The organism is Chryseobacterium sp. MIQD13, from assembly GCF_050496705.1.
Lineage (GTDB): Bacteria > Bacteroidota > Bacteroidia > Flavobacteriales > Weeksellaceae > Chryseobacterium.
In genome coordinates, this window is record NZ_JBNWAF010000001.1 from 416,490 (window position 1) to 435,079 (window position 18,590).

Consider the following 18,590-nt stretch of genomic DNA (forward strand, 5'->3'; position numbering starts at 1 on the left):
TATTAACTACACAAATACACACTTACTTGAAAATTCTCTACACCTGCTAATTCATGCTTTGTTTAAAAACCCATGAGCCTCACATTTGTTTTCAGATAAATTAAAACAATGTTATTATGAAAAATTTAAAAAAGCTTTCAAGAAATGAATTAAAAACTGTTGCAGGTGCTGGTGGTATAATTGGAGAACCTGTATATGGAGCTTGTATAAGAGGCTATACATGGTGCCCAAACAAGCAAAAATGTGTTTTAGGAACAAATTGTAATCTGGAAGAAGCAGGTACCGGAAATGGCGGATTATAGCTTATAATAACCTGCTAAACCGATATTAAACAGCAGCATCAGTATTCTGGTGCTGTTTTCTTTATATAGTGAGCTGTTCCATCTTTATCACTGCATTTTCCTGATACTCCTCCGTTAGATTAAATATCTTCCCCAGCTTCTGAGAAGCATTGATAAAACTGATAAACGTACAAAGCTCTGAAATTTCCTTTTCCGAAAAGAATTCTCTTAGCATAGTAAAATGTTCTTTAAGTATTGAACGGTGATCTTTACAGAACAGTTCGGCGAAGCTCGCAGCTACGGAAATCTTAAGATCTGATGCCTTGAAATCTGCTTTTCCGCTTTTTACCATGCAATACTCACAGCCGTTTCCAAAGGCAAGTGTTCTTCGTACCTGTTCCAGTAAATCGGGATCTAAGCCAGAGCTTTTAAATAAGGTTTCTTCCAGGCAACCCCAGTTTTTTAAGATTTCAGGATTATGGCCGATCAGTTTTTCAAATGGACTATTTCCATTTTCTGAAAATTCAATTGTTGTCATTTTTTTATGACAAATCTCTATATAATCTGTTTGATTTTAAAGTGGATTTAAGAGTTAAATTTTATAATTTTGATGATTTCCACTGATTTATTTAAAAAATTCAATGAAAATAGTTTTAGACGAATTTGACCATAAAATTTTACAGCTCCTGAGTGAAAATTCAAGATTGAGCTATGCCGAACTAGGCCGGAAAATTTCCCTTTCTCAGTCTGCTACAAAAGAACGGGTACAAAACCTCGTTGATACCGGTGTGATCAAAAGATTTACAGCAGAAGTTGATTATACCCAACTAGGATACGGTTTGAAGGTGATTGTCCATCTTAAATTTAAAAATGACGAGTTCCGAATTTTTATAGATAATATAAAACAGTTTCCGGAGATCATAAGCTGTAAAAGGATCACCGGAGAATATTGTCTGATCGCGGAATGTGTGCTGAAAGACAGTACCCATCTGGAGGATCTAATCGACAGACTGATCAAGTACGGAATTCCTACCACATCTGTTCAGTTGTCTGAAATAAAAAACCAGACCTATTTTAAAATATAAATCATAAAAAGCAGTACCAAAACGGATACTGCTTTTCTATTATAGCTAAGTTTAATTTACACTTTTCTCAGTATAATCCGGTTTCTGGATACCGTAACCGCTACCCTGTCCCCTGCTTCAAAACCGCAATCCTGAACCCATTTTCCTGCAATTCTTATTTCCGGAAAGAAAACCTCCCTGTAGTAAGCCCTTGCAAAGGATTTACGGAAAACCTTAAGATTACGGCTGCGGAAAAGCTTATATTTGTTTTGAAAATTAATCTCCTTTTTCATCATTTGTTGTTTTTTCTGCAAACAAAAGAATATCAGGCGGTATATTCCAGTTTTTGAAAGGATATTTTATGAGAAACAGCGGGTATTTTAGAATATAATTTATTTCCTCGGGAGCTTTATTTTTCACTCCTAAAACTTTATATTTGTTATTATGACTTACACAGATATGCAAGATAAAAAAATACATCAGGGCCGAAACATCAAGCGTTTCCGTGAAATGCTGGGCATTAAACAGGAAGCATTAGCACTGGAATTGGGCGACGACTGGAACCAGAAGAAAATTTCCCTTCTTGAACAAAAAGAAACCGTAGAAACGGATATTCTTGCCCAAGTAGCCAAAATCCTGAAAGTTCCTGCTGAAGCTATTGAGAATTTTGATGAGGAACAGGCGGTGAATATTATTTCTAATACATTTACAAGTAACGATACATCAACTTTAAATGCTGTAAATATTCAGCCCACTTTCAATCCTATTGATAAAATGGTTGAGCTATATGAGCGTATGCTGGAACAACAGAAGGAAATGATTGAGAAGCTAGAGAGGTTAATTGAAAAGGAATAATTAAAACCTTCTAAAATGTTGATTTAAAACTTGAAGTTTTATTTTATAACTAATAACAACCCATTATTTTAAACAAATGGCTGCATTAGAAAAAGATTTATTACTATTGGTTGCTGAAAGATTTAAGCAAGCCTTTGTAAAGACCAATCTAGAAATCAAAGTTGAAGATAAATGGCAATCTTCTATATCCCAACGATATTTAGCTTATCTTGATATTGTAATATATAAAAGTATTAATCCTATTGCTGTTATTGAAGTAAAAAGTAAACTTCAAGATAAAAACTTTTTAGCTATTGCAACAAATCAAGTTAGGTCTGCACTTTCAATAACTAATGCTAGATTTGGAATCGCCACTGATAATCAAAATTTTTATTTTTATGATAGGAACCGAAATAATAATGATTTTGAAAAATTAGATTTCGAAAGTATAGTTAAAAAACTTACAAATCCGGAAAAAGTAATAGTAGCTCAAAAAGATAAACTTGATATCCAAAATATAATTTATAATGCTGCAAACAAGTTCCTACAGGAAAACACTCTCTTATTAGATTTTATTAAAAGTAAAACATTTATTAACAGAATACAATTTGATCACAATTTAAACATTTATTTTTTTTCCGATGATGATGGTGGTATTACTGCATTTGAAAATCAATTCTTCAATAAAATGTTTGGAGAATTTAAAGAAAGTAAAATTTGTAGATATACAAGTTTAAGAACAATTTTTGATATGCTCAATTATTTATCATTTAGGATGAACGGATTAGTTGGAATGAATGATAAGTCCGAAGCTAACTATGTCGAAAATTACTTAAATAGAAATAATGATACTATAACTATTGAAAGGCCTCTAATCAAAGAACATCATAAAACAATTAGTGCATTAAATAATAGATATATTACTTCTTGTTCCAAGATTGATAGGAAAGATGATTTAACGTTATGGAGATTATATGGAGATGATGCAGCTGGTGTTTGTTTAGAATTTAATGTTAAAAAAAATAATCTAAACAAATACGTCCTATTACAAAAAGTAAAATATGCTGATAAAAATGGTAATCATAAAGAGTTAGATTTTTTAAAACAAATCAAAACTGATGTTGAAAAATTAACAGGATTTAAATTTGAATTTCGGAAATTAGGGTATTGGAAGCATTTCTTCAAAGCATATGATTATGCAGTAGAAGAAGAAATTAGGCTATTAATCATAGATAATGTAAGCCTAAACAAATTAAAAACAGATTGGGTTATGACATACTCCCATTCAATTTTCAATCCATATATAGACTTTAGTTTGAATAGTAAAGATTTTCCCATTCAGTTAAAAACAATATTATTAGGACCCAAATGTCCTGAACAAGAAACAAATTTTGTACAAATTGAAGAAATGATTAGAAGGAAAAAAAGAATTATTATAACTGACAGCAAAGATTCAAACTTAACCAATTTAAAAGTAGAACTTTCTAAAATTAAACACTATAGATAATACATCAGAAGGTTATAATTTATAGTATATATCAGTTTCTATGATAATTGTCTTCTTTTAAACAACTTAAATATTTTACTTTTCTCAAATAAAACATTAAAAAAAACTTGTGTAGTTAAATAACTTCATTTAAATTTGTAGTCAAATAACTACACAATGAATTTAAGAAGAGATGTATTTCAGGCTATAGCAGACCCCACCAGAAGATCTATCCTGATGCTGGTAGCGGCACAATCCATGACTGCCGGTGCCATAGCATCCAATTTCGATACCGCAAGACCTACCGTTTCCAAGCATCTTCAGATCCTCACAGAATGCGAACTGCTGAGATCTGAACAGAACGGCCGTGAAATTATTTACCACCTCAATCCCAATAAAATGAAAGAAATAGCAGATTTTATAGAACCTTTCCGCAAAATGTGGGACGAGAAATTCAATAAGCTGGAAAGTGTAATGAAAGCCTTTCAAAATATAAGTAATAAGTAATGGGCAATGAGTAATAATACCCTACTAGCTTTACTCTCTTACTCTAAAACTCTCCCACTCTCAAACCCTAAAACACCAAAACTCTCAAACTCAAAATATGGAACTTAAAACAAAAATCCACGCCGAAGACGACAAACAGGAAATATTCATCACCAGGGAATTTGATCTTCCGGTAGAACTGCTTTTCAAGGCATATACAGAAGCAGAACTTTTCGAACAATGGATGGGAACCAAAGTGACAAAGTTTGAAAACAAACCACACGGAAGCTACCGTTTCGAAACCTTGAATCCTCAGGGAGATGTGGTGTTCAGTGCCAACGGAACCATTCATGAATATGTTCCCGGACAGAAGATCACAAGGACTTTCCAGATGGAAAATACGCCCTTCCCTGTTCAGATTGAATTTTTAGAATTTGAAAAGCTTACAGACAGCACCAGCAAGCTCACCATACAGACCATTTACAAATCTGTAGATTTCAGAGATCAGCACCTGAAAATGCCGTTTGCTCAGGGAATCAATATGGCACACAACCGTTTACAGGAGATATTAGGTAGCAGATTATAGGTTGCAGGTAGCAGGTCTACAATCGTAGAAATAAAAAATAACTTGATCTCATACCCTAAACTCTCATAACTCTCCACACTCTCACCCTAAAACTCTCAAACTCCAAAAACCCAAACTCATGAATCCAAAAACAGACTTCTTCTTCAACGAATCCAGCCAATGGCAGGCAGCATTTGAAAAACTAAGAGCAATTGCTCTGAGCACGGAACTCACAGAAGATCTGAAATGGGGATGCCCGTGCTATACCTTCGAAGGAAAAAATATTTTCCTGATCCACGGTTTTAAAGAATACTGTGCCCTCCTATTCTTTAAGGGTGCTTTGATGAAAGATCCGGATCATATTTTAATCCAGCAGTCTAAAAATGTACAGGCTGCAAGACAGATCCGTTTTACGGACGTACAGCAGATTAATGATCTTGAAGACATTCTTCGGTCGTATATGTTTGAAGCCGTTGAAATTGAAGAATCAGGAGCAAAAGTTGAAATGAAAAAAACAAAAGAATTTGAAATGTCTGAAGAATTTCAATTCAAGCTGGATCAGGATCCGGCACTGAAAAAAGCTTTTGAAGCACTTACTCCCGGAAGACAAAGAGCGTACCTGCTCCACTTCTCCTCTGCCAAACAGTCTAAAACCCGCGAAGCCCGCATTGAAAAATGCATTCCGGAAATTTTTGAAGGAAAAGGATTAAACGATTAACATTAAAAAACTATACAATATGGAAACACAGAACAAATCACAAAAAAGAAACAAAATCATCTATTGGATTTTCACCTTATGGATGGCGCTGGGAATGATATCCACAGCCATTGTACAGCTTATGAAAAATAAAGACGAACTTGCCAATTTTACCAATCTCGGCTACCCCGCTTATCTGATGACCATTATCGGAGTCTGGAAAATTTTGGGTGTTATCGCGGTTCTTATTCCACGGTTTCCGTTGTTGAAAGAATGGGCTTATGCAGGGTTCTTCTTCGTAATGTCCGGTGCATTGATCTCGCATATCATTATTGGTGATACTGCCGGAAATACCCTTCCTGCCCTTCTGTTATTGGTACTGGTTATTATTTCATGGTATTTCAGGCCTGCTGACAGGAAAATTTCTATGACCAACAATTAATATTTGAAGAAACTTTTAACTTTAAAGAATCAAACACTTACATTGATATGAGCAAAAAGAAACTAACAGCAGAACAGAGCGCAGAACTTTTAAAAGTTTTAAAAAGCCGTTTTGAAAAAAATATGAACCGTCATAAAGACCTGAAGTGGGAAAAAATCCAGGCAAAACTGGAAGCTTCCCCCGAAAAAATCTGGTCATTAAACGAAATGGAAGAAACCGAAGGCGAACCTGATGTGGTGGACTATGACAAAAAAACAGATGAATATATCTTCTTCGACTGTTCTCCCGAAAGCCCGAAACGCAGAAGCCTTTGCTACGATTATCAGGCCTGGGAAGCCAGAAAAGCCAACAAACCGGAAAGCAATGCCATCGATAAAGCCTCCGAAATGGGCATCGAAATATTGTCAGAAGAGCAATACCGCCAGCTTCAGGAGCTCGGAAAGTTTGATCTGAAAACTTCCAGCTGGGTAAAAACTCCATCAAATATCAGGGAACATGGAGGCGCTATTTTCTGTGACCGACGATACAATACCGTTTTTATGTATCATAACGGAGCAGATTCTTATTACGCCGCAAGAGGGTTCCGGGGAATGCTGAAAGTTTAAAAATCATAATATCTACGGCCATAAAATAAAACCTACAAGCATTTGTTTGTAGGTTTACTTTTAAATATTATAAATTGAGGTCTTTTGTGGCCAAATAGAAGGCTATCAAACTTTGCCTGTTAATCTGAACAACATCCCCATCTTTAATTTTATGCTTTTTTTGTAAAGGTTTTGCATTGAGAAAGACGGAATCTGTTTCAATTAATTGATTTAATTTACTCAATGAAAGATTTAAACATATCCTGATCACCGCTGACATTCTAAGGTTAAAATCAAAAGGATATTCTACTTTAAACGTGAGCATTTCATCATTCAGGCTTAGTAGCTCTTTTATCGGAACTTCATCATATACAATATCGTACTCTACACTCTCCAGATCTGCTTCAACATTATTCTTTCGTCTTATTTCCTGTGAAAAAGCATATTGCCATGCTGTTTCAGTATTATTTTCGGACATTTTTTTGAACAGATCCTTATTTATGGATTCTGTTCTGATCCGGGAAAACAAAGTCATATTATATCGGTTGCTACATTCTATACACCTGTAAATTAACCATATATCAATATTCTTTTTTTGTGCATTCAATCTGAATTTATCACTGCATTGAAATCTGTTGCTGTCACAGTGGCTGCATTTTTTCTTTAAAAGAGGAGAATTTTTCGCTTTTACCTCCCATATGTATTCTGTACTCATTACTTATTACGTGCTTAATATTCTTACTTGGATTTTCATATTATCACGCATTACAGGGGTAATTACAGAAACCTGAAGGCTATTTTTAATTTAGAGCCATCAAATCATCCAAGGCAAATAATCAGCCCTAGATTTCGATTTTGATCAATAGGATTCAAAACTGAAACAGAGACTGCAGCCTTACAGTAATGCGGTAAATAATATGATTAAATGAAACCGGTCCGGATAGAATTATCCGAACGAAAGAATGATCAGCCTGTGGTTACTAAGACTGATACTAAGCTATAATAAGTTTTAGAGTTGTCCTCAAAACAGGTTATTTACTTGGTTATGATAAAAGTAAACAATTTTTTTCATATGATCGGGAAGAACTTAAATTTTCAGAAATATCTTTTATTTGGTACAAGCTCAATCTCCTTCTCCATTCCGAGGAATAAAAGAAAATTATTATCCTCTTCTATTCTTTAATAGATGCCCGAATACCATATTTTGAATTTATGTTAAAATTCTTGTAACATTTGATAAAAAAAAATAAATTTGTTTAATAATTCAAAAACAACATTTATGAAAATTTTTTATTTTACTTTTTTGTTCTGTATGAACATAAGTGCACAAGTAGGGATTAACACTCAATCTCCCTCCAGAACCTTAGATGTGAATGGTAGTCTGAGGGTTAGAACCCAGACAAATCAGTCTGCTACTGCTTCTTATGATAATGTTTTAGCCTCTGATGCTAACGGAAATGTTGATTATGTAAAAAAAAGTTCGCTTAATCAGCAAATGGTACAGCTATTTAGTATTAGTACTCTTACTGCCGTAAATACAGGAGGATCCGGAACTCCTACACCTGTAAGTATTAACAACCAATCAATCACACTGGCAAAACCTGCATTCGTAATAGTTAACTTTTCAGTTCCCGTTACACTATCTACCACATTTTCAGATGGAAGATTAAAACTTATGAGAACCCATTTGAATGTTGATGGAACTAATGTTGTTAGAACGTCCAGTACTTATACGAATACTACGGCTACCGGAACCAATTTATCAGGGATTTTTTATAACAACGGCAGTTACATCGCTCTATTAGCAGCTGGAACTCATACCATAGAAATATTAGGTACATGTTTTGATTTTGCTGCAGCGAACCAGTGCATTCAGGGGGGTAATTTTGCAGGAACTATATTTCAGGCTTATGCGTTATATAATGATTTTTAATTCATAAAGTCTCATTATTTATAATCAATTTTCTTTCATATTGAAATACTATTATTAATTTAGTACACTGAAATTTGAATTTAATATAATGACATTAGTATGAAGAAATTAATCTTACTGGGTTCAGTATCCATTTTTCTTATTAACTGTAATAAAAAAACAGAAACACCGGTTATAAAAACGGAAAAGGATACAACAGCCGTAATTGAACCTGTGGTAGATACACTGGGACCAAAATCGTTCTGCTATATGGGGATTACAGGGAAAGACAGTGTTTTTGCATCTATTGATGACAATCTGGGAACCATTACCGGAAAATTAGCCTACAAAAACAGTGAAAAAGATAGTTCTACAGGTGATATAACAGGTTTTAAATCCGGAGATACCCTGAAATTAACCTACGAATTCCAATCTGAAGGAACAAAAAGCAAGAGAGATATTTTCTTTATCCAGAAAGATAATATTTTAACAGAAGGTATAGGAGAACATAAAGAAGAAGACGGGCAGTCCAAGTATGCTGATGAAAAAAAGATCAGTTACAAAGACGGACAAAAACTGGAACCTGCAGACTGCAAAGTGGTTTCAGAAGCTTTAAAATAATATGAAATAAAGGTGGCCGAGGATCTCAAAGCCACCTTTTTATATTAAAGCTCTTTTTTAATAATCTCTATAAAGCGCTCCACAGCTTCATCACCCGTATTCCAGGAAGTAATAAGACGAATGGCAGAAGATTTTTCATCAATTTTTTTCCAGACATAGAATTCAAAATGCTCTGAGAGAATTTCTATAAGTTCATTGCTTATGATAGGAAAAATCTGGTTGGTGTAGGTATCCGACAGAAATTGCACTCCCCCTTCCTTCATCGCATTTTTGATCTTCATAGCCTGAATATTGGCATGTTTTGCCAGATCAAAATACAGATCATCTTTCATCAGTTCCAAAAACTGTATTCCAAGAAGACGTCCTTTGGCCAATAATGCCCCTTTCTGTTTAATATTAAAGGCAAAATCCTGCTGTAAGGCCTGATTATTAATAACAATCACCTCTCCTATCAATGCTCCGTTCTTCGTTCCGCCCAGATAAAAAATATCCGTAAGCTCCGCTACTTTTTCTAACGTAAGATTACTGATTTCAGAAGTCAATCCATGTCCTAATCTTGCTCCGTCCATAAACAGATACAAATTGTTTTTACGGCAAAAATCCGAAAGTTTTTTCAGTTCCTCAGCCAGATAAACAGTTCCAAGTTCTGTAGAATTCGATATGTAAACCAGTTTCGGCATTACCTGGTGCGGAATATTGCTGTGACTTTCAAGAACCGGAATAATATCTTCTGGCCTAAGTTTTCCGTCTGCAGTTTCGATACTTAAAACTTTGTGGCCTGTAGCTTCAATAGCTCCTGTTTCATTATTCAGAATATGCCCCGGTGCAGCAGATATTACACATTGATAAGGCCTTAAAACCGAAGAAATAACAATAAGATTGGCCTGTGTTCCCCCGGAAACCAGATAAACTTCAGCATCCTGGTTTTTAATTTTTTCTTTAATCAGTTTTTTTGCCTGCAATGAGTATTCATCTTCACCATATCCGGCCTGCTGCTCAAAGTTAGATTGTAAAAGTGCTTGTAGAATATTCGGGTGACATCCCTCAGAATAATCGTTTTTAAAAGAAAATTTCATAGAGTAAAATTAAAAAAAGTTAAAATAACAAGACCAGATTTTACATAATATTTTGTTAGATTTGTAATGAAAATCATCTAACATTTTGAAAACAACATTAACAGAAGAAAATTATCTGAAAGCTTTGTTTCATTTAGTTGACAATGAAGGGAAAGTGACGATCAATGAACTCAGCAAATTCTTAAATGTGAAAATGCCCAGCGTAAATAACATGATGAAGAAATTTGCCGAGAAAAAATGGGTAGTTTATGAAACATACAAGCCTCTGGTAGTTACAGAAAGCGGAAAACGTGAGGCTGCGCTGGTAGTTCGTAAACACAGACTTACTGAAATGTTTCTTGTAAAAAAGATGAATTTCGGCTGGGAAAACGTTCACGAGATTGCGGAGCAGCTGGAACACGTCCATTCACAGATATTTTTCGATAAAATGGATGAAATTCTTGATCATCCTAAATTTGATCCGCACGGAGAACCTATTCCGGATAAAGACGGAAATATTATTGCACAGGATCTTCAAAAACTCAGTGCATGTACGGCTGGAGAAACAGTTACTTTTGCTTCGGTTACCCTTTCAGATGATGGCTTCTTAAGCTATTTAAATGAAAGAAAACTTCTTCTGAATACAAAAATTAAGGTCATTAAAATTGAAGAATTTGACAAATCCATGACCATAGAGATTGGAAATACCAAAGAAATTCTCAGCAGAAAAGCTACAGAAATAATATTGGTAAAAAAATAAATTACTTTGGTGGCTTCGAAAGTTTCGGAGCCATTAGATTCTGCTACTTCAGCATTTTTACAACTTCATTAATTTCTTCAGCAGTATTGAAATAATGCGGTGACAGGCGGATTGCTCTATCCAGGTTTTTCATTGTAAAATCAATCAAAGCATTGCTTTTATTGCTTACAGAAAAATAGACATTATTCTCTTTCAGTATTCTATAAATATGGTCAATACTGCTATCATGAGCACAAAAAGTAATGATACTGCATAAATTCTGCCCCTGATCCAATACTCTGAAACCTTTATTCTGCAGACCGGTTCTTAAGCTTTCTGCAAGTTTTTTATTATAATTCTCAATATTCTGCATACCAATTTCATTGGCATACTTTAAAGCTTCTGTAAAACCTAAAACAGAGCTGACAGAAGTTTCCCAGAGTTCAAATCGTTTTGCCGTTCCAAGCAAGGTATAATCATCAAAATCAGTCCATTCTGCACCTGCCATATCCAAAAATACCGGAGCCATATTTTTTTCTAAAACTCTGTCTGAAACATATAAAAATCCTGTTCCTCTTGGTCCTCGCATAAACTTTCTACCTGTAGCAGTTAAGAAATCACATCCTATTTTATTGACATCTACAACCAGCTGACCAACCGCCTGACAGGCATCAACGAGATATAAAACATCATACTGGCGACAGATCTTACCTACCCCTTCCACATTCTGAATGAGCCCGGAATTGGTTGGAACATAAGTTACTGCAACGAGCTTCGGATTATATTTTTTAATCAGATTTTCAAGATCTTCCAGATCCAGTTCATGATCGGGAAGATTTTTAACCCTGATAAAGTTAACTCCTCTTTTTTTCTGTAGGGAAAGGAAGGCTATCTGATTTGAAACATAGTCATCATTGGTTGTAACAATATAATCCTCTTCTTTAAATTCAATGCTGGACAAGGCTTTAGCATAAGCATCAGTAGAACTAATTGCAAAAGCAATGTTATCAGGCCTGGTGTTTATCAGTCTGGCTGCTTCCGTATAAAACTGACTAAGATGTTCCGATTTCCTGTCAGCAGATTCATAAGCGCCGTGCTGCTGCTCCAAAAAAATGTGATTAATCATTGTTTCAACAACACTCTTTGGCATTAATGATCCTCCGGCACTGCTTAAAAATATTTTATCTGTACAGCCTACTGTTTCTTCTCTTATAATATCTAAGGTCATCTTTATTTATTTTGTGTTTATGATTTGTGATGTTTTTTTCTATTATTATCAAGATAGAATTAAAAAACTATTTTCCAAAAAGTTCATTCCTGTGTTCTGTTCCCCAATCGGCAATGGCATCAATAATAGGATTTAATGTTTTGCCATGCTGTGTAAGTTCATATTCCACCGTTATTGGTTTTGTATTCTGAACAGTACGGGTAATCAGCTTATTGGTTTCCAGCTCCTGAAGCTCTTTTGAAAGCATTTTAGCAGCAATCCCATCAACTTCACGTAGTAAATCCATAAAACGCATCTTTCCATTTACCATGAGAGTTCCTACAATATTGATCTTCCATTTTCCTGAAAGTATATCCATTGTATCTCTTATAGCTATTAAGGTTGATTTACATTTAGCCCTGCGTAATGTTGTTATATCGTTCATAATGTAATAATTGTATCAACGCAAAATTATAAAATTGTTGCAATAGTTTCATAAAGGAAACCAGTTTCAAAAAGGTAACTGGTTACAATAATAAACTTTAATCACATTAATTTTGCCTTGTTAATATAAACAGTACGCGCGTTCTGTGAATACAATTACAAGTAATGAATAAAAGAATAAATTTAATGTTCAAACCTATGAAAATCACCAACACTTTTTTAACAAAAACACTTATTATATTTTTAATATCCTTTATTTTATTTTCCTGTGAGAATAATGATGATGAAATAAAAACACACGATACCAATCAGGCTAATATTCAAACTGTCAATACAATGTTTACAGCTTTTGGAAAAGGAGATATAGATGGCATGCAGAAAACAGTCTCCGACAATACCATATGGAATTATAATGGTGCTCCTCCTATTCCCTATACCGGAACTTATACAGGAAAAGCAGGAGTTGCAGATTTTGTAAATACAATTTTTTCCAGTGTAGAAATTATCAGTTTTAAAGTAAATAAAATAATAGCCGGAGATAACAACACCGTAGTTGTATTAGGAGAAGAAACCCAGAAAATAAAAAGCAATGGCAAGTTATTAACCCAAACCTGGGTACAGGTATATACTGTAGAAAACGGGCTGATTACACGAATGGAGGAATATGCAAATACGGCCGTTTCAGCCAAACTATTTCAAAATTAAAAGACAGATTTACAATTATAAAAAGAAGGTTGATCATTGAGACCAACCTTCTTTTTATATTATGAATTATTCTTATTAATCAAGAACACTCCAGCCTCTTTTCGGATTGGTATTTGAAGAAACTTCCTGTTCGTTAACAATGATATTTTCTTTTCTCTGACCAATGTAGTCAAGCTCACTTAATTTGGAGAAAATAATTTCTAAACTGCGTAACATCTGCTGAATGTATAATAACGGCTCCCCGCAATTGTGGTGATCATAATTGGTTTCTGCAACGATAGAAAGCTGGTTCAGTAACGTATGTGGAGCAATTTCACTCCATTCCAGGCTATAGTTCAGCATTTCTTCCAGTTCTGCGGGTACCAGAAGCTGGGTTGAATTGTACAGATGAAGGGCAAGTTTTGCAAATGCCTCAATTAAAAATACAGGTGGCTGCCATGGAATAATATTTCTGAACTGGAAATACATATCTCCAAACGTATTCACCATGGTAGTACACAAAAATTTTACATTCTGTGCCAATGCCGTATTCTGGTTTTTATGGGATGCCTTCTGAATGATCTTAAAAGCATACTGCTGCAGATTTCCTATTGATTTTGCATAGCTGCTGTAGTAATCCAGCAAAGCAGGATGGCTTTGGATGGAGGTACAGGGCGGAATAAAATTAGAATCCACCTGTGCAATATTTGCTTTTAAATCTACTTTACCGATAATAAGATAGTTCCCTCCTGAATAGCTGCTGTTCAGTGAAGTAACAGGAAGGAGTTCAATATGATGGTTAGGCTGTGCGTTTGGATGACGGGGCGGAATTTCTTCCGGATCAATATCTCCAAAAGGCACTTTATCGAAAGGATTTACAGAGATCAGGATATAATAATCACCATCTGCCTGTTCTTCGTTCATTGATTTCGCCAGAGATTTCACGCTTACTCTCCTGTCGCTCAAATCTATACGGTAACCTGCCATAGTGATGGCGCTGCATCTTTTAATTACAAGCTGAACATCATTGGTAGCAGTATTATGAACATCGAATATCGTTTTGTCCGTAAATTCATTAGAGATAGGCAAAAGTCCGTAATTATATGTGTTGATTCCCAGTGAGCTGGAATCTCTGATCGTGTCGATTAAAAAATTATCCTGATCATTAAGGTGTCTCTGCGAAACTTTCATCCCGTCTACCCAATTGATCGCAAAATGCTTAATAGGCTGTATCATAGTTAATACTTTTTAAATTTTCTGTGATTATGATTTTTTCAATATTCCTTCTTCCTCATGCTGGATCACTCTTTTGCAGATCACCACTTCATTTTCAGAAATGCTGTTCGTTGAGATATCCTGGTCGAAATCAATATATTTTCTAAAACTGAAAAATGATTTTTTGGTGTAAAAAATCCAGTAATAAGGTTCTTTTTCTATGTCTGAAAGGTGAATAATAGAGTTTGGATTTTTATGGTTATAGTCGTCCACTACCCTATAAAACCAGTCTCCGAATGTTACTCCCGTCGGAAGTGTCTTTGCTTTGATTCTGAATCTGTTTGAATCTTCAAGATTTTTGCTCAATTCAACATTCAGTACCATTAATCTGTCGAAATCTGCCCCTTCAAAATCCGGAAGCTTCTGGTCCGGAGAATATCTCCATGTTTTATAAATATCAAAAGGAATACTGATAAACTGAACATAGCAGTAGTAAAATACCATCGGAACAATGAAGATCACCATGCTTGTAGCAGCCATTACTGAGTTACCATCCCCCTTGCTGATCCAGTTAAAGATCAGAGTGAATAAAAATCCTCCAAAAGCAATACATGTTAATGAAAGTATAGATTCAAACAGAATACTCATCCCTACAGAATCAATATGCTTTCTGAAGTATTTGTGAAGCAGATTAACGTGAATAATACCAAAAATAAGATAAATAACCTGTGCAATAAGGTACCAATACGGATTAAAAAGATTTCTTGCAAAACCGAAGATCCCCGGAAGAGCCAAACATAAACTGCACAGAAGAACATATATGATAATGACTTTAATTTTAATCGCAGGTTTGTTTCTTCTGATAATCCCCAGAATAAACATCATAATCACTGCAATCAAAGGCATTAAAATATACCTTAAAAAAATACCTTTTACTGAAGAAATTTCCATTAGTTTCTTTTCAAATTTATACTTTGTTGTTGGTAATTGTAAATATAATAAATTATTTTAGAGAAATGTAGAGTATCCAAGACGGCTGGCATTTCTTTCATCGTCTTCAAGGCTGAACGAATATTCTTCTTTCTCGGTAATAAAATTTTCTTCCACGTCTACCGTTACCGGAAGAAAATAATCATATAAAGCCTGCAGAATATTTCTGAACGGGCTTCCTGAAATGTATTTTTTCATTTCAGTATAAGGGATTGGGCCTATGTTTACTACCCAGTTCCGTTGTCCGTCCATATGTTTTCCACTTGGAATATAGGTAACTCCCAGTTTGGAATTGCCTAATAACATAGAATCGTCATTTCTTTCTATCCTGTCAATAATATTCGGTGCAAAAGTAACTTCCACCGGCACCTGAAGAAAAGCAGTCATGCATCTTTCAAACCATCTCTTATCCCCTCTGATCTGATGAAAAAAAGGTAAAATGTAAATGAAAATATAAGCGTTCTGCTTATCAAGCATTTTTATAAGAGGCCAAAGCTCACTCACAGTATCCAGAAGCGTATCCGTACCGCTTGAAATATCAAACTCAGATTCTTTAAGCAGGGAACTTATTTCTGTAAAAAAAACTTCCAGTTCAAAAGGACGGAAAAATTTCCGGGCATCCTCTTCTACTTTTTTCTGCTTACGGATCTCACGTACCACAGAATCCACATTCTTTCTGGAAGCCCCTAAAGACGGCGGATGAAACAGACCTTCCGGAAGGTAATCGTAGATCCCTTCCCTATAGGTTTCTATGCTGAATACTTCCTCATCAAATCCTAAATAACTGCTCGAAATACTTTTGATATCCTTAAGATAAGCACGGTCATTAATCCCAATACGTTCTATAAATATATTGCTTACCGCCCGGTGATATTTCAAAAGGTTTACTGCAACAGCTTCAGCTTTGAAGTCGGTCTGCAGTTTATTGTAATACATGTCTACAATATTATTCTCATACATAGTGTTTCCTGTGATTATGACTTGTAAAGATAATATATCTCATAAGTTTGAAAAAATAATTCGGCTATAATTTTATCTTAAAAATACTAATTTATTGACATTAAAAGGAATAATCCTCCACAAATTCCGTAAAAATACGGTAACAATGCTCTTTATGAATTTTCAGACCGGTTATCCAAAAATAAATTTATCTGCTGATATATAGAGTTTTACACCTTGTTTCGTCTTTATTTAAATGTTTTTTGGAATTTTGAGCTGTAGCCTTCTGTTTAGATTAATTTTTATTAACATTTTTTGAGACAAGAAATTGATCATAATTGATACAGGTTCGGAAACCGGGCCGTATCTTTGCAGCTTGTAAAATGTTATTTATAATGAAAAGTATTTATTCTAAAATTCTGATTTTAGCATTCATTTCATCTTCACTGTATTCTTATGCATGGGGACTTACGGGACACCGCATCATTGCAGAGATCGCACAAAACCATCTGTCCGGAAAAGCAAGAAGGGAAATAAAAAAAATAATGGGTAAAGAGCGCCTTGCTTACTGGGCAAACTGGCCGGATTTCATCAAATCCGATACAACCGGTGTCTGGAAACAGGCTTCATCATGGCATTATGTAAATATTGATCCGCAGGTTGATTTTAAAGCTTTTGACCAGAACCTGAAAATGCAGGCCGGTCCAAGTCTTTATACGCAGATAAACACTCTGTCCAGCCAGATCAAAGATGAAAAAACCTCTGAAAAAGACAGAAAAATTGCCCTGATTTTCCTTATTCATATTATGGGGGATCTTGCCCAGCCACTTCATGTAGGAAGAGCTGATGATTTGGGTGGAAACAAAATTGATGTCACTTATTTCGGGGATAAAACCAATCTTCACTCTGTATGGGACGGAAAGCTGGTAGATTCCCAGAAATACAGCTATACTGAATATGCTCATCTTTTAGACATCAAATCTAAAGAAGAAGTAAAGCAAATCCAGGCCGGATCTTTAGAAGACTGGATGTACGATTCTCATAAGATTGCCAATAAGATTTATGCACAGACTCCGAAAGATTCAAAATTATCGTTCGATTATCAGTACAAATTCAATGATACATTAGAAAGACAGCTTCTCTACGGAGGACTGAGACTGGCAAAAGTATTAAATGATTTGTTTTAAGAGCTGACAGTTGCTGGTTGTGAGCTGACAACTAATCAAAACAATATAAATAAAAGCGGGACTTCGGTTTCGCTTTTTCTGTTTAAAGTTTATTTGATTCAAAGTTTACAACTTTGAGTTTATGTCTGAAATACGGGCTTTCACATCTGATGTCTACCTAAATTTAAAAAATAATTAAAACTGGTGTAACCTTTGTACCTCTTCATACGTATAATATATAGTAACTCTTTTTTGAGGATAAAAATAGATGAGACAATTAAAAATCACTAAGCAGGTTACCAACAGGGAAACTGCTTCATTAGACAAGTATTTGCAGGAAATTGGTAAAGTGGAACTGATCACTGCGGACGAAGAAGTAGAATTGGCACAAAGAATACGTGCAGGCGACAGAGCAGCACTGGAGAAATTAATCAAAGCCAACCTTCGTTTCGTGGTTTCCGTATCTAAACAATATCAAAATCAAGGTCTTTCTTTACCCGATTTGATTAATGAAGGTAACTTAGGACTTATGAAAGCGGCAAAAAGGTACGATGAAACTAGAGGTTTCAAATTTATCTCTTATGCGGTATGGTGGATCCGCCAGTCGATTTTACAGGCTTTAGCTGAACAGTCCAGAATTGTAAGGCTTCCTTTGAACAAGATTGGTTCCATCAATAAAATCAATAAGGCATACGCTCACCTTGAGCAGGAAAATGAAAGACCACCTTCTCCGGAAGAACTGGCTGAAGTTCTTGACATGAGCGAGGAAGATATTAAAGAATCTATGAAAAACTCCGGAAGACACCTGTCTATGGATGCACCTTTAGTAGAAGGTGAAGATTCTAATCTTTATGATGTATTGCGTTCAGGAGAATCTCCAAGTCCGGATAAAGATTTGATGCTTGAGTCTCTTCAGATTGAGATCGAAAGAGCATTGAATACTTTAACTCCAAGAGAGGCAGATTTAGTAAGATTATACTTCGGACTGAACGGAAAACACCCGATGACTTTAGAGGAAATCGGTGAAACTTTCGATCTTACAAGAGAGAGAGTTCGTCAGATCAAAGAAAAAGCAATTAAGAGACTAAAACATAATACCAGAAGCAAGATTCTTAAATCTTATTTGGGTAAATAATTTTAGCGTAAAACAATGTATGCGGAGTCTGGTTTCAGGCTCCG

At 35.0% G+C, this 18,590-nt stretch carries 24 protein-coding genes; 15 read left to right on the top strand and 9 right to left on the bottom strand.

The features are described 5' to 3' along the window. Positions 1 to 116: 116 nt before the first annotated feature. Positions 117 to 302, top strand: coding sequence for a bacteriocin-like protein (locus ACQWU4_RS01985; RefSeq protein WP_429934089.1), 186 nt, complete (start codon positions 117 to 119; stop codon positions 300 to 302). Positions 303 to 363: 61 nt separating this feature from the next. Here ACQWU4_RS01985 and ACQWU4_RS01990 read toward each other — a convergent pair whose 3' ends face one another. Next, a complete protein-coding gene (locus ACQWU4_RS01990) occupies positions 364 to 819 on the bottom strand; it encodes a carboxymuconolactone decarboxylase family protein (RefSeq protein ID WP_429934090.1) in 456 nt (151 codons plus the stop codon). Between the two features lie 103 nt (positions 820 to 922). Between ACQWU4_RS01990 and ACQWU4_RS01995 the strand changes: the two genes are divergently transcribed. Further along, positions 923 to 1,366 carry an Lrp/AsnC family transcriptional regulator gene (locus ACQWU4_RS01995; RefSeq protein WP_429934091.1) on the top strand — a complete coding sequence of 148 codons (444 nt, stop codon included), beginning with the start codon at positions 923 to 925 and terminating at the stop codon, positions 1,364 to 1,366. 56 nt (positions 1,367 to 1,422) lie between these two features. On the opposite strand, the gene ACQWU4_RS02000 is transcribed toward ACQWU4_RS01995, so the two are convergent. Continuing rightward, positions 1,423 to 1,641 (bottom strand): SymE family type I addiction module toxin, encoded by a 219-nt coding sequence (locus ACQWU4_RS02000; RefSeq protein ID WP_429934092.1) that lies wholly within the window; start codon positions 1,639 to 1,641, stop codon positions 1,423 to 1,425. A gap of 148 nt (positions 1,642 to 1,789) precedes the next feature. Between ACQWU4_RS02000 and ACQWU4_RS02005 the strand changes: the two genes are divergently transcribed. The 7 genes from ACQWU4_RS02005 (at position 1,790) to ACQWU4_RS02035 (ending at position 6,460) form a co-directional block, all read left to right on the top strand. Further along, positions 1,790 to 2,200 carry an XRE family transcriptional regulator gene (locus ACQWU4_RS02005; RefSeq protein ID WP_429934093.1) on the top strand — a complete coding sequence of 137 codons (411 nt, stop codon included), beginning with the start codon at positions 1,790 to 1,792 and terminating at the stop codon, positions 2,198 to 2,200. Between the two features lie 76 nt (positions 2,201 to 2,276). Next, a complete protein-coding gene (locus tag ACQWU4_RS02010) occupies positions 2,277 to 3,686 on the top strand; it encodes a DUF2971 domain-containing protein (protein ID WP_429934094.1) in 1,410 nt (469 codons plus the stop codon). A gap of 156 nt (positions 3,687 to 3,842) precedes the next feature. Continuing rightward, a complete protein-coding gene (locus tag ACQWU4_RS02015) occupies positions 3,843 to 4,172 on the top strand; it encodes an ArsR/SmtB family transcription factor (protein ID WP_429934095.1) in 330 nt (109 codons plus the stop codon). 97 nt (positions 4,173 to 4,269) lie between these two features. Further along, positions 4,270 to 4,737: an SRPBCC family protein gene (locus ACQWU4_RS02020; RefSeq protein WP_429934096.1), complete on the top strand. Its 468-nt coding sequence runs from the start codon at positions 4,270 to 4,272 to the stop codon at positions 4,735 to 4,737. Between the two features lie 118 nt (positions 4,738 to 4,855). Then, the gene (locus tag ACQWU4_RS02025; RefSeq protein WP_429934097.1) at positions 4,856 to 5,434 is read left to right on the top strand and encodes a YdeI/OmpD-associated family protein; all 579 of its coding nucleotides are present in this window, start codon (positions 4,856 to 4,858) and stop codon (positions 5,432 to 5,434) included. A 19-nt stretch (positions 5,435 to 5,453) separates the two neighbouring features. Continuing rightward, positions 5,454 to 5,855 (top strand): DoxX family protein, encoded by a 402-nt coding sequence (locus ACQWU4_RS02030; RefSeq protein WP_429934098.1) that lies wholly within the window; start codon positions 5,454 to 5,456, stop codon positions 5,853 to 5,855. Positions 5,856 to 5,902: 47 nt separating this feature from the next. Next, positions 5,903 to 6,460, top strand: a complete 558-nt coding sequence (locus tag ACQWU4_RS02035; RefSeq protein ID WP_429934099.1) for a DUF4256 domain-containing protein — start codon at positions 5,903 to 5,905, stop codon at positions 6,458 to 6,460. Positions 6,461 to 6,527: 67 nt separating this feature from the next. Here the strand turns inward: ACQWU4_RS02035 and ACQWU4_RS02040 are convergent, their stop codons facing one another. Beyond that, the gene (locus ACQWU4_RS02040; RefSeq protein ID WP_429934100.1) at positions 6,528 to 7,154 is read right to left on the bottom strand and encodes a DUF1062 domain-containing protein; all 627 of its coding nucleotides are present in this window, start codon (positions 7,152 to 7,154) and stop codon (positions 6,528 to 6,530) included. A gap of 564 nt (positions 7,155 to 7,718) precedes the next feature. Here ACQWU4_RS02040 and ACQWU4_RS02045 point away from each other — a divergent pair. Together ACQWU4_RS02045 and ACQWU4_RS02050 are read left to right on the top strand one after the other, a co-directional pair. After that, positions 7,719 to 8,372: a hypothetical protein gene (locus ACQWU4_RS02045; protein WP_429934101.1), complete on the top strand. Its 654-nt coding sequence runs from the start codon at positions 7,719 to 7,721 to the stop codon at positions 8,370 to 8,372. Positions 8,373 to 8,471: 99 nt separating this feature from the next. Further along, the gene (locus ACQWU4_RS02050; RefSeq protein ID WP_429934102.1) at positions 8,472 to 8,972 is read left to right on the top strand and encodes a hypothetical protein; all 501 of its coding nucleotides are present in this window, start codon (positions 8,472 to 8,474) and stop codon (positions 8,970 to 8,972) included. A gap of 44 nt (positions 8,973 to 9,016) precedes the next feature. Here the strand turns inward: ACQWU4_RS02050 and ACQWU4_RS02055 are convergent, their stop codons facing one another. After that, on the bottom strand, positions 9,017 to 10,048 hold the full coding sequence (locus tag ACQWU4_RS02055; protein WP_429934103.1) for a threonine aldolase family protein: 1,032 nt from the start codon (positions 10,046 to 10,048) through the stop codon (positions 9,017 to 9,019). Positions 10,049 to 10,133: 85 nt separating this feature from the next. On the opposite strand from ACQWU4_RS02055, the gene ACQWU4_RS02060 reads away from it, so the two are divergent. Further along, complete coding sequence (locus ACQWU4_RS02060) at positions 10,134 to 10,787, top strand: metal-dependent transcriptional regulator (protein WP_429934104.1); 654 nt, start codon at positions 10,134 to 10,136, stop codon at positions 10,785 to 10,787. A gap of 43 nt (positions 10,788 to 10,830) precedes the next feature. On the opposite strand, the gene ACQWU4_RS02065 is transcribed toward ACQWU4_RS02060, so the two are convergent. Both ACQWU4_RS02065 and ACQWU4_RS02070 read right to left on the bottom strand, forming a co-directional pair. After that, the gene (locus ACQWU4_RS02065; RefSeq protein WP_429934105.1) at positions 10,831 to 11,994 is read right to left on the bottom strand and encodes an aminotransferase class V-fold PLP-dependent enzyme; all 1,164 of its coding nucleotides are present in this window, start codon (positions 11,992 to 11,994) and stop codon (positions 10,831 to 10,833) included. A gap of 67 nt (positions 11,995 to 12,061) precedes the next feature. Then, a complete protein-coding gene (locus tag ACQWU4_RS02070; RefSeq protein WP_429934106.1) occupies positions 12,062 to 12,418 on the bottom strand; it encodes a winged helix-turn-helix transcriptional regulator in 357 nt (118 codons plus the stop codon). 164 nt (positions 12,419 to 12,582) lie between these two features. Here ACQWU4_RS02070 and ACQWU4_RS02075 point away from each other — a divergent pair, with 164 nt between their 5' ends. After that, positions 12,583 to 13,122, top strand: coding sequence for a nuclear transport factor 2 family protein (locus ACQWU4_RS02075; RefSeq protein WP_429934107.1), 540 nt, complete (start codon positions 12,583 to 12,585; stop codon positions 13,120 to 13,122). A 75-nt stretch (positions 13,123 to 13,197) separates the two neighbouring features. Here ACQWU4_RS02075 and ACQWU4_RS02080 read toward each other — a convergent pair whose 3' ends face one another. From ACQWU4_RS02080 to ACQWU4_RS02090, 3 genes are read right to left on the bottom strand one after another with little or no spacing between them, the layout of a single operon-like run. Next, positions 13,198 to 14,337 (bottom strand): hypothetical protein, encoded by a 1,140-nt coding sequence (locus tag ACQWU4_RS02080; protein ID WP_429934108.1) that lies wholly within the window; start codon positions 14,335 to 14,337, stop codon positions 13,198 to 13,200. 27 nt (positions 14,338 to 14,364) lie between these two features. Next, positions 14,365 to 15,267, bottom strand: a complete 903-nt coding sequence (locus tag ACQWU4_RS02085) for a TssN family type VI secretion system protein (protein ID WP_429934109.1) — start codon at positions 15,265 to 15,267, stop codon at positions 14,365 to 14,367. 57 nt (positions 15,268 to 15,324) lie between these two features. After that, positions 15,325 to 16,266, bottom strand: coding sequence for a type VI secretion system baseplate subunit TssG (locus ACQWU4_RS02090; protein ID WP_429934110.1), 942 nt, complete (start codon positions 16,264 to 16,266; stop codon positions 15,325 to 15,327). A 374-nt stretch (positions 16,267 to 16,640) separates the two neighbouring features. Between ACQWU4_RS02090 and ACQWU4_RS02095 the strand changes: the two genes are divergently transcribed. Together ACQWU4_RS02095 and ACQWU4_RS02100 are read left to right on the top strand one after the other, a co-directional pair. After that, the gene (locus ACQWU4_RS02095) at positions 16,641 to 17,432 is read left to right on the top strand and encodes a S1/P1 nuclease (RefSeq protein WP_429934111.1); all 792 of its coding nucleotides are present in this window, start codon (positions 16,641 to 16,643) and stop codon (positions 17,430 to 17,432) included. A 247-nt stretch (positions 17,433 to 17,679) separates the two neighbouring features. Further along, the gene (locus tag ACQWU4_RS02100) at positions 17,680 to 18,546 is read left to right on the top strand and encodes a sigma-70 family RNA polymerase sigma factor (RefSeq protein WP_002979276.1); all 867 of its coding nucleotides are present in this window, start codon (positions 17,680 to 17,682) and stop codon (positions 18,544 to 18,546) included. Positions 18,547 to 18,590: the final 44 nt, after the last annotated feature.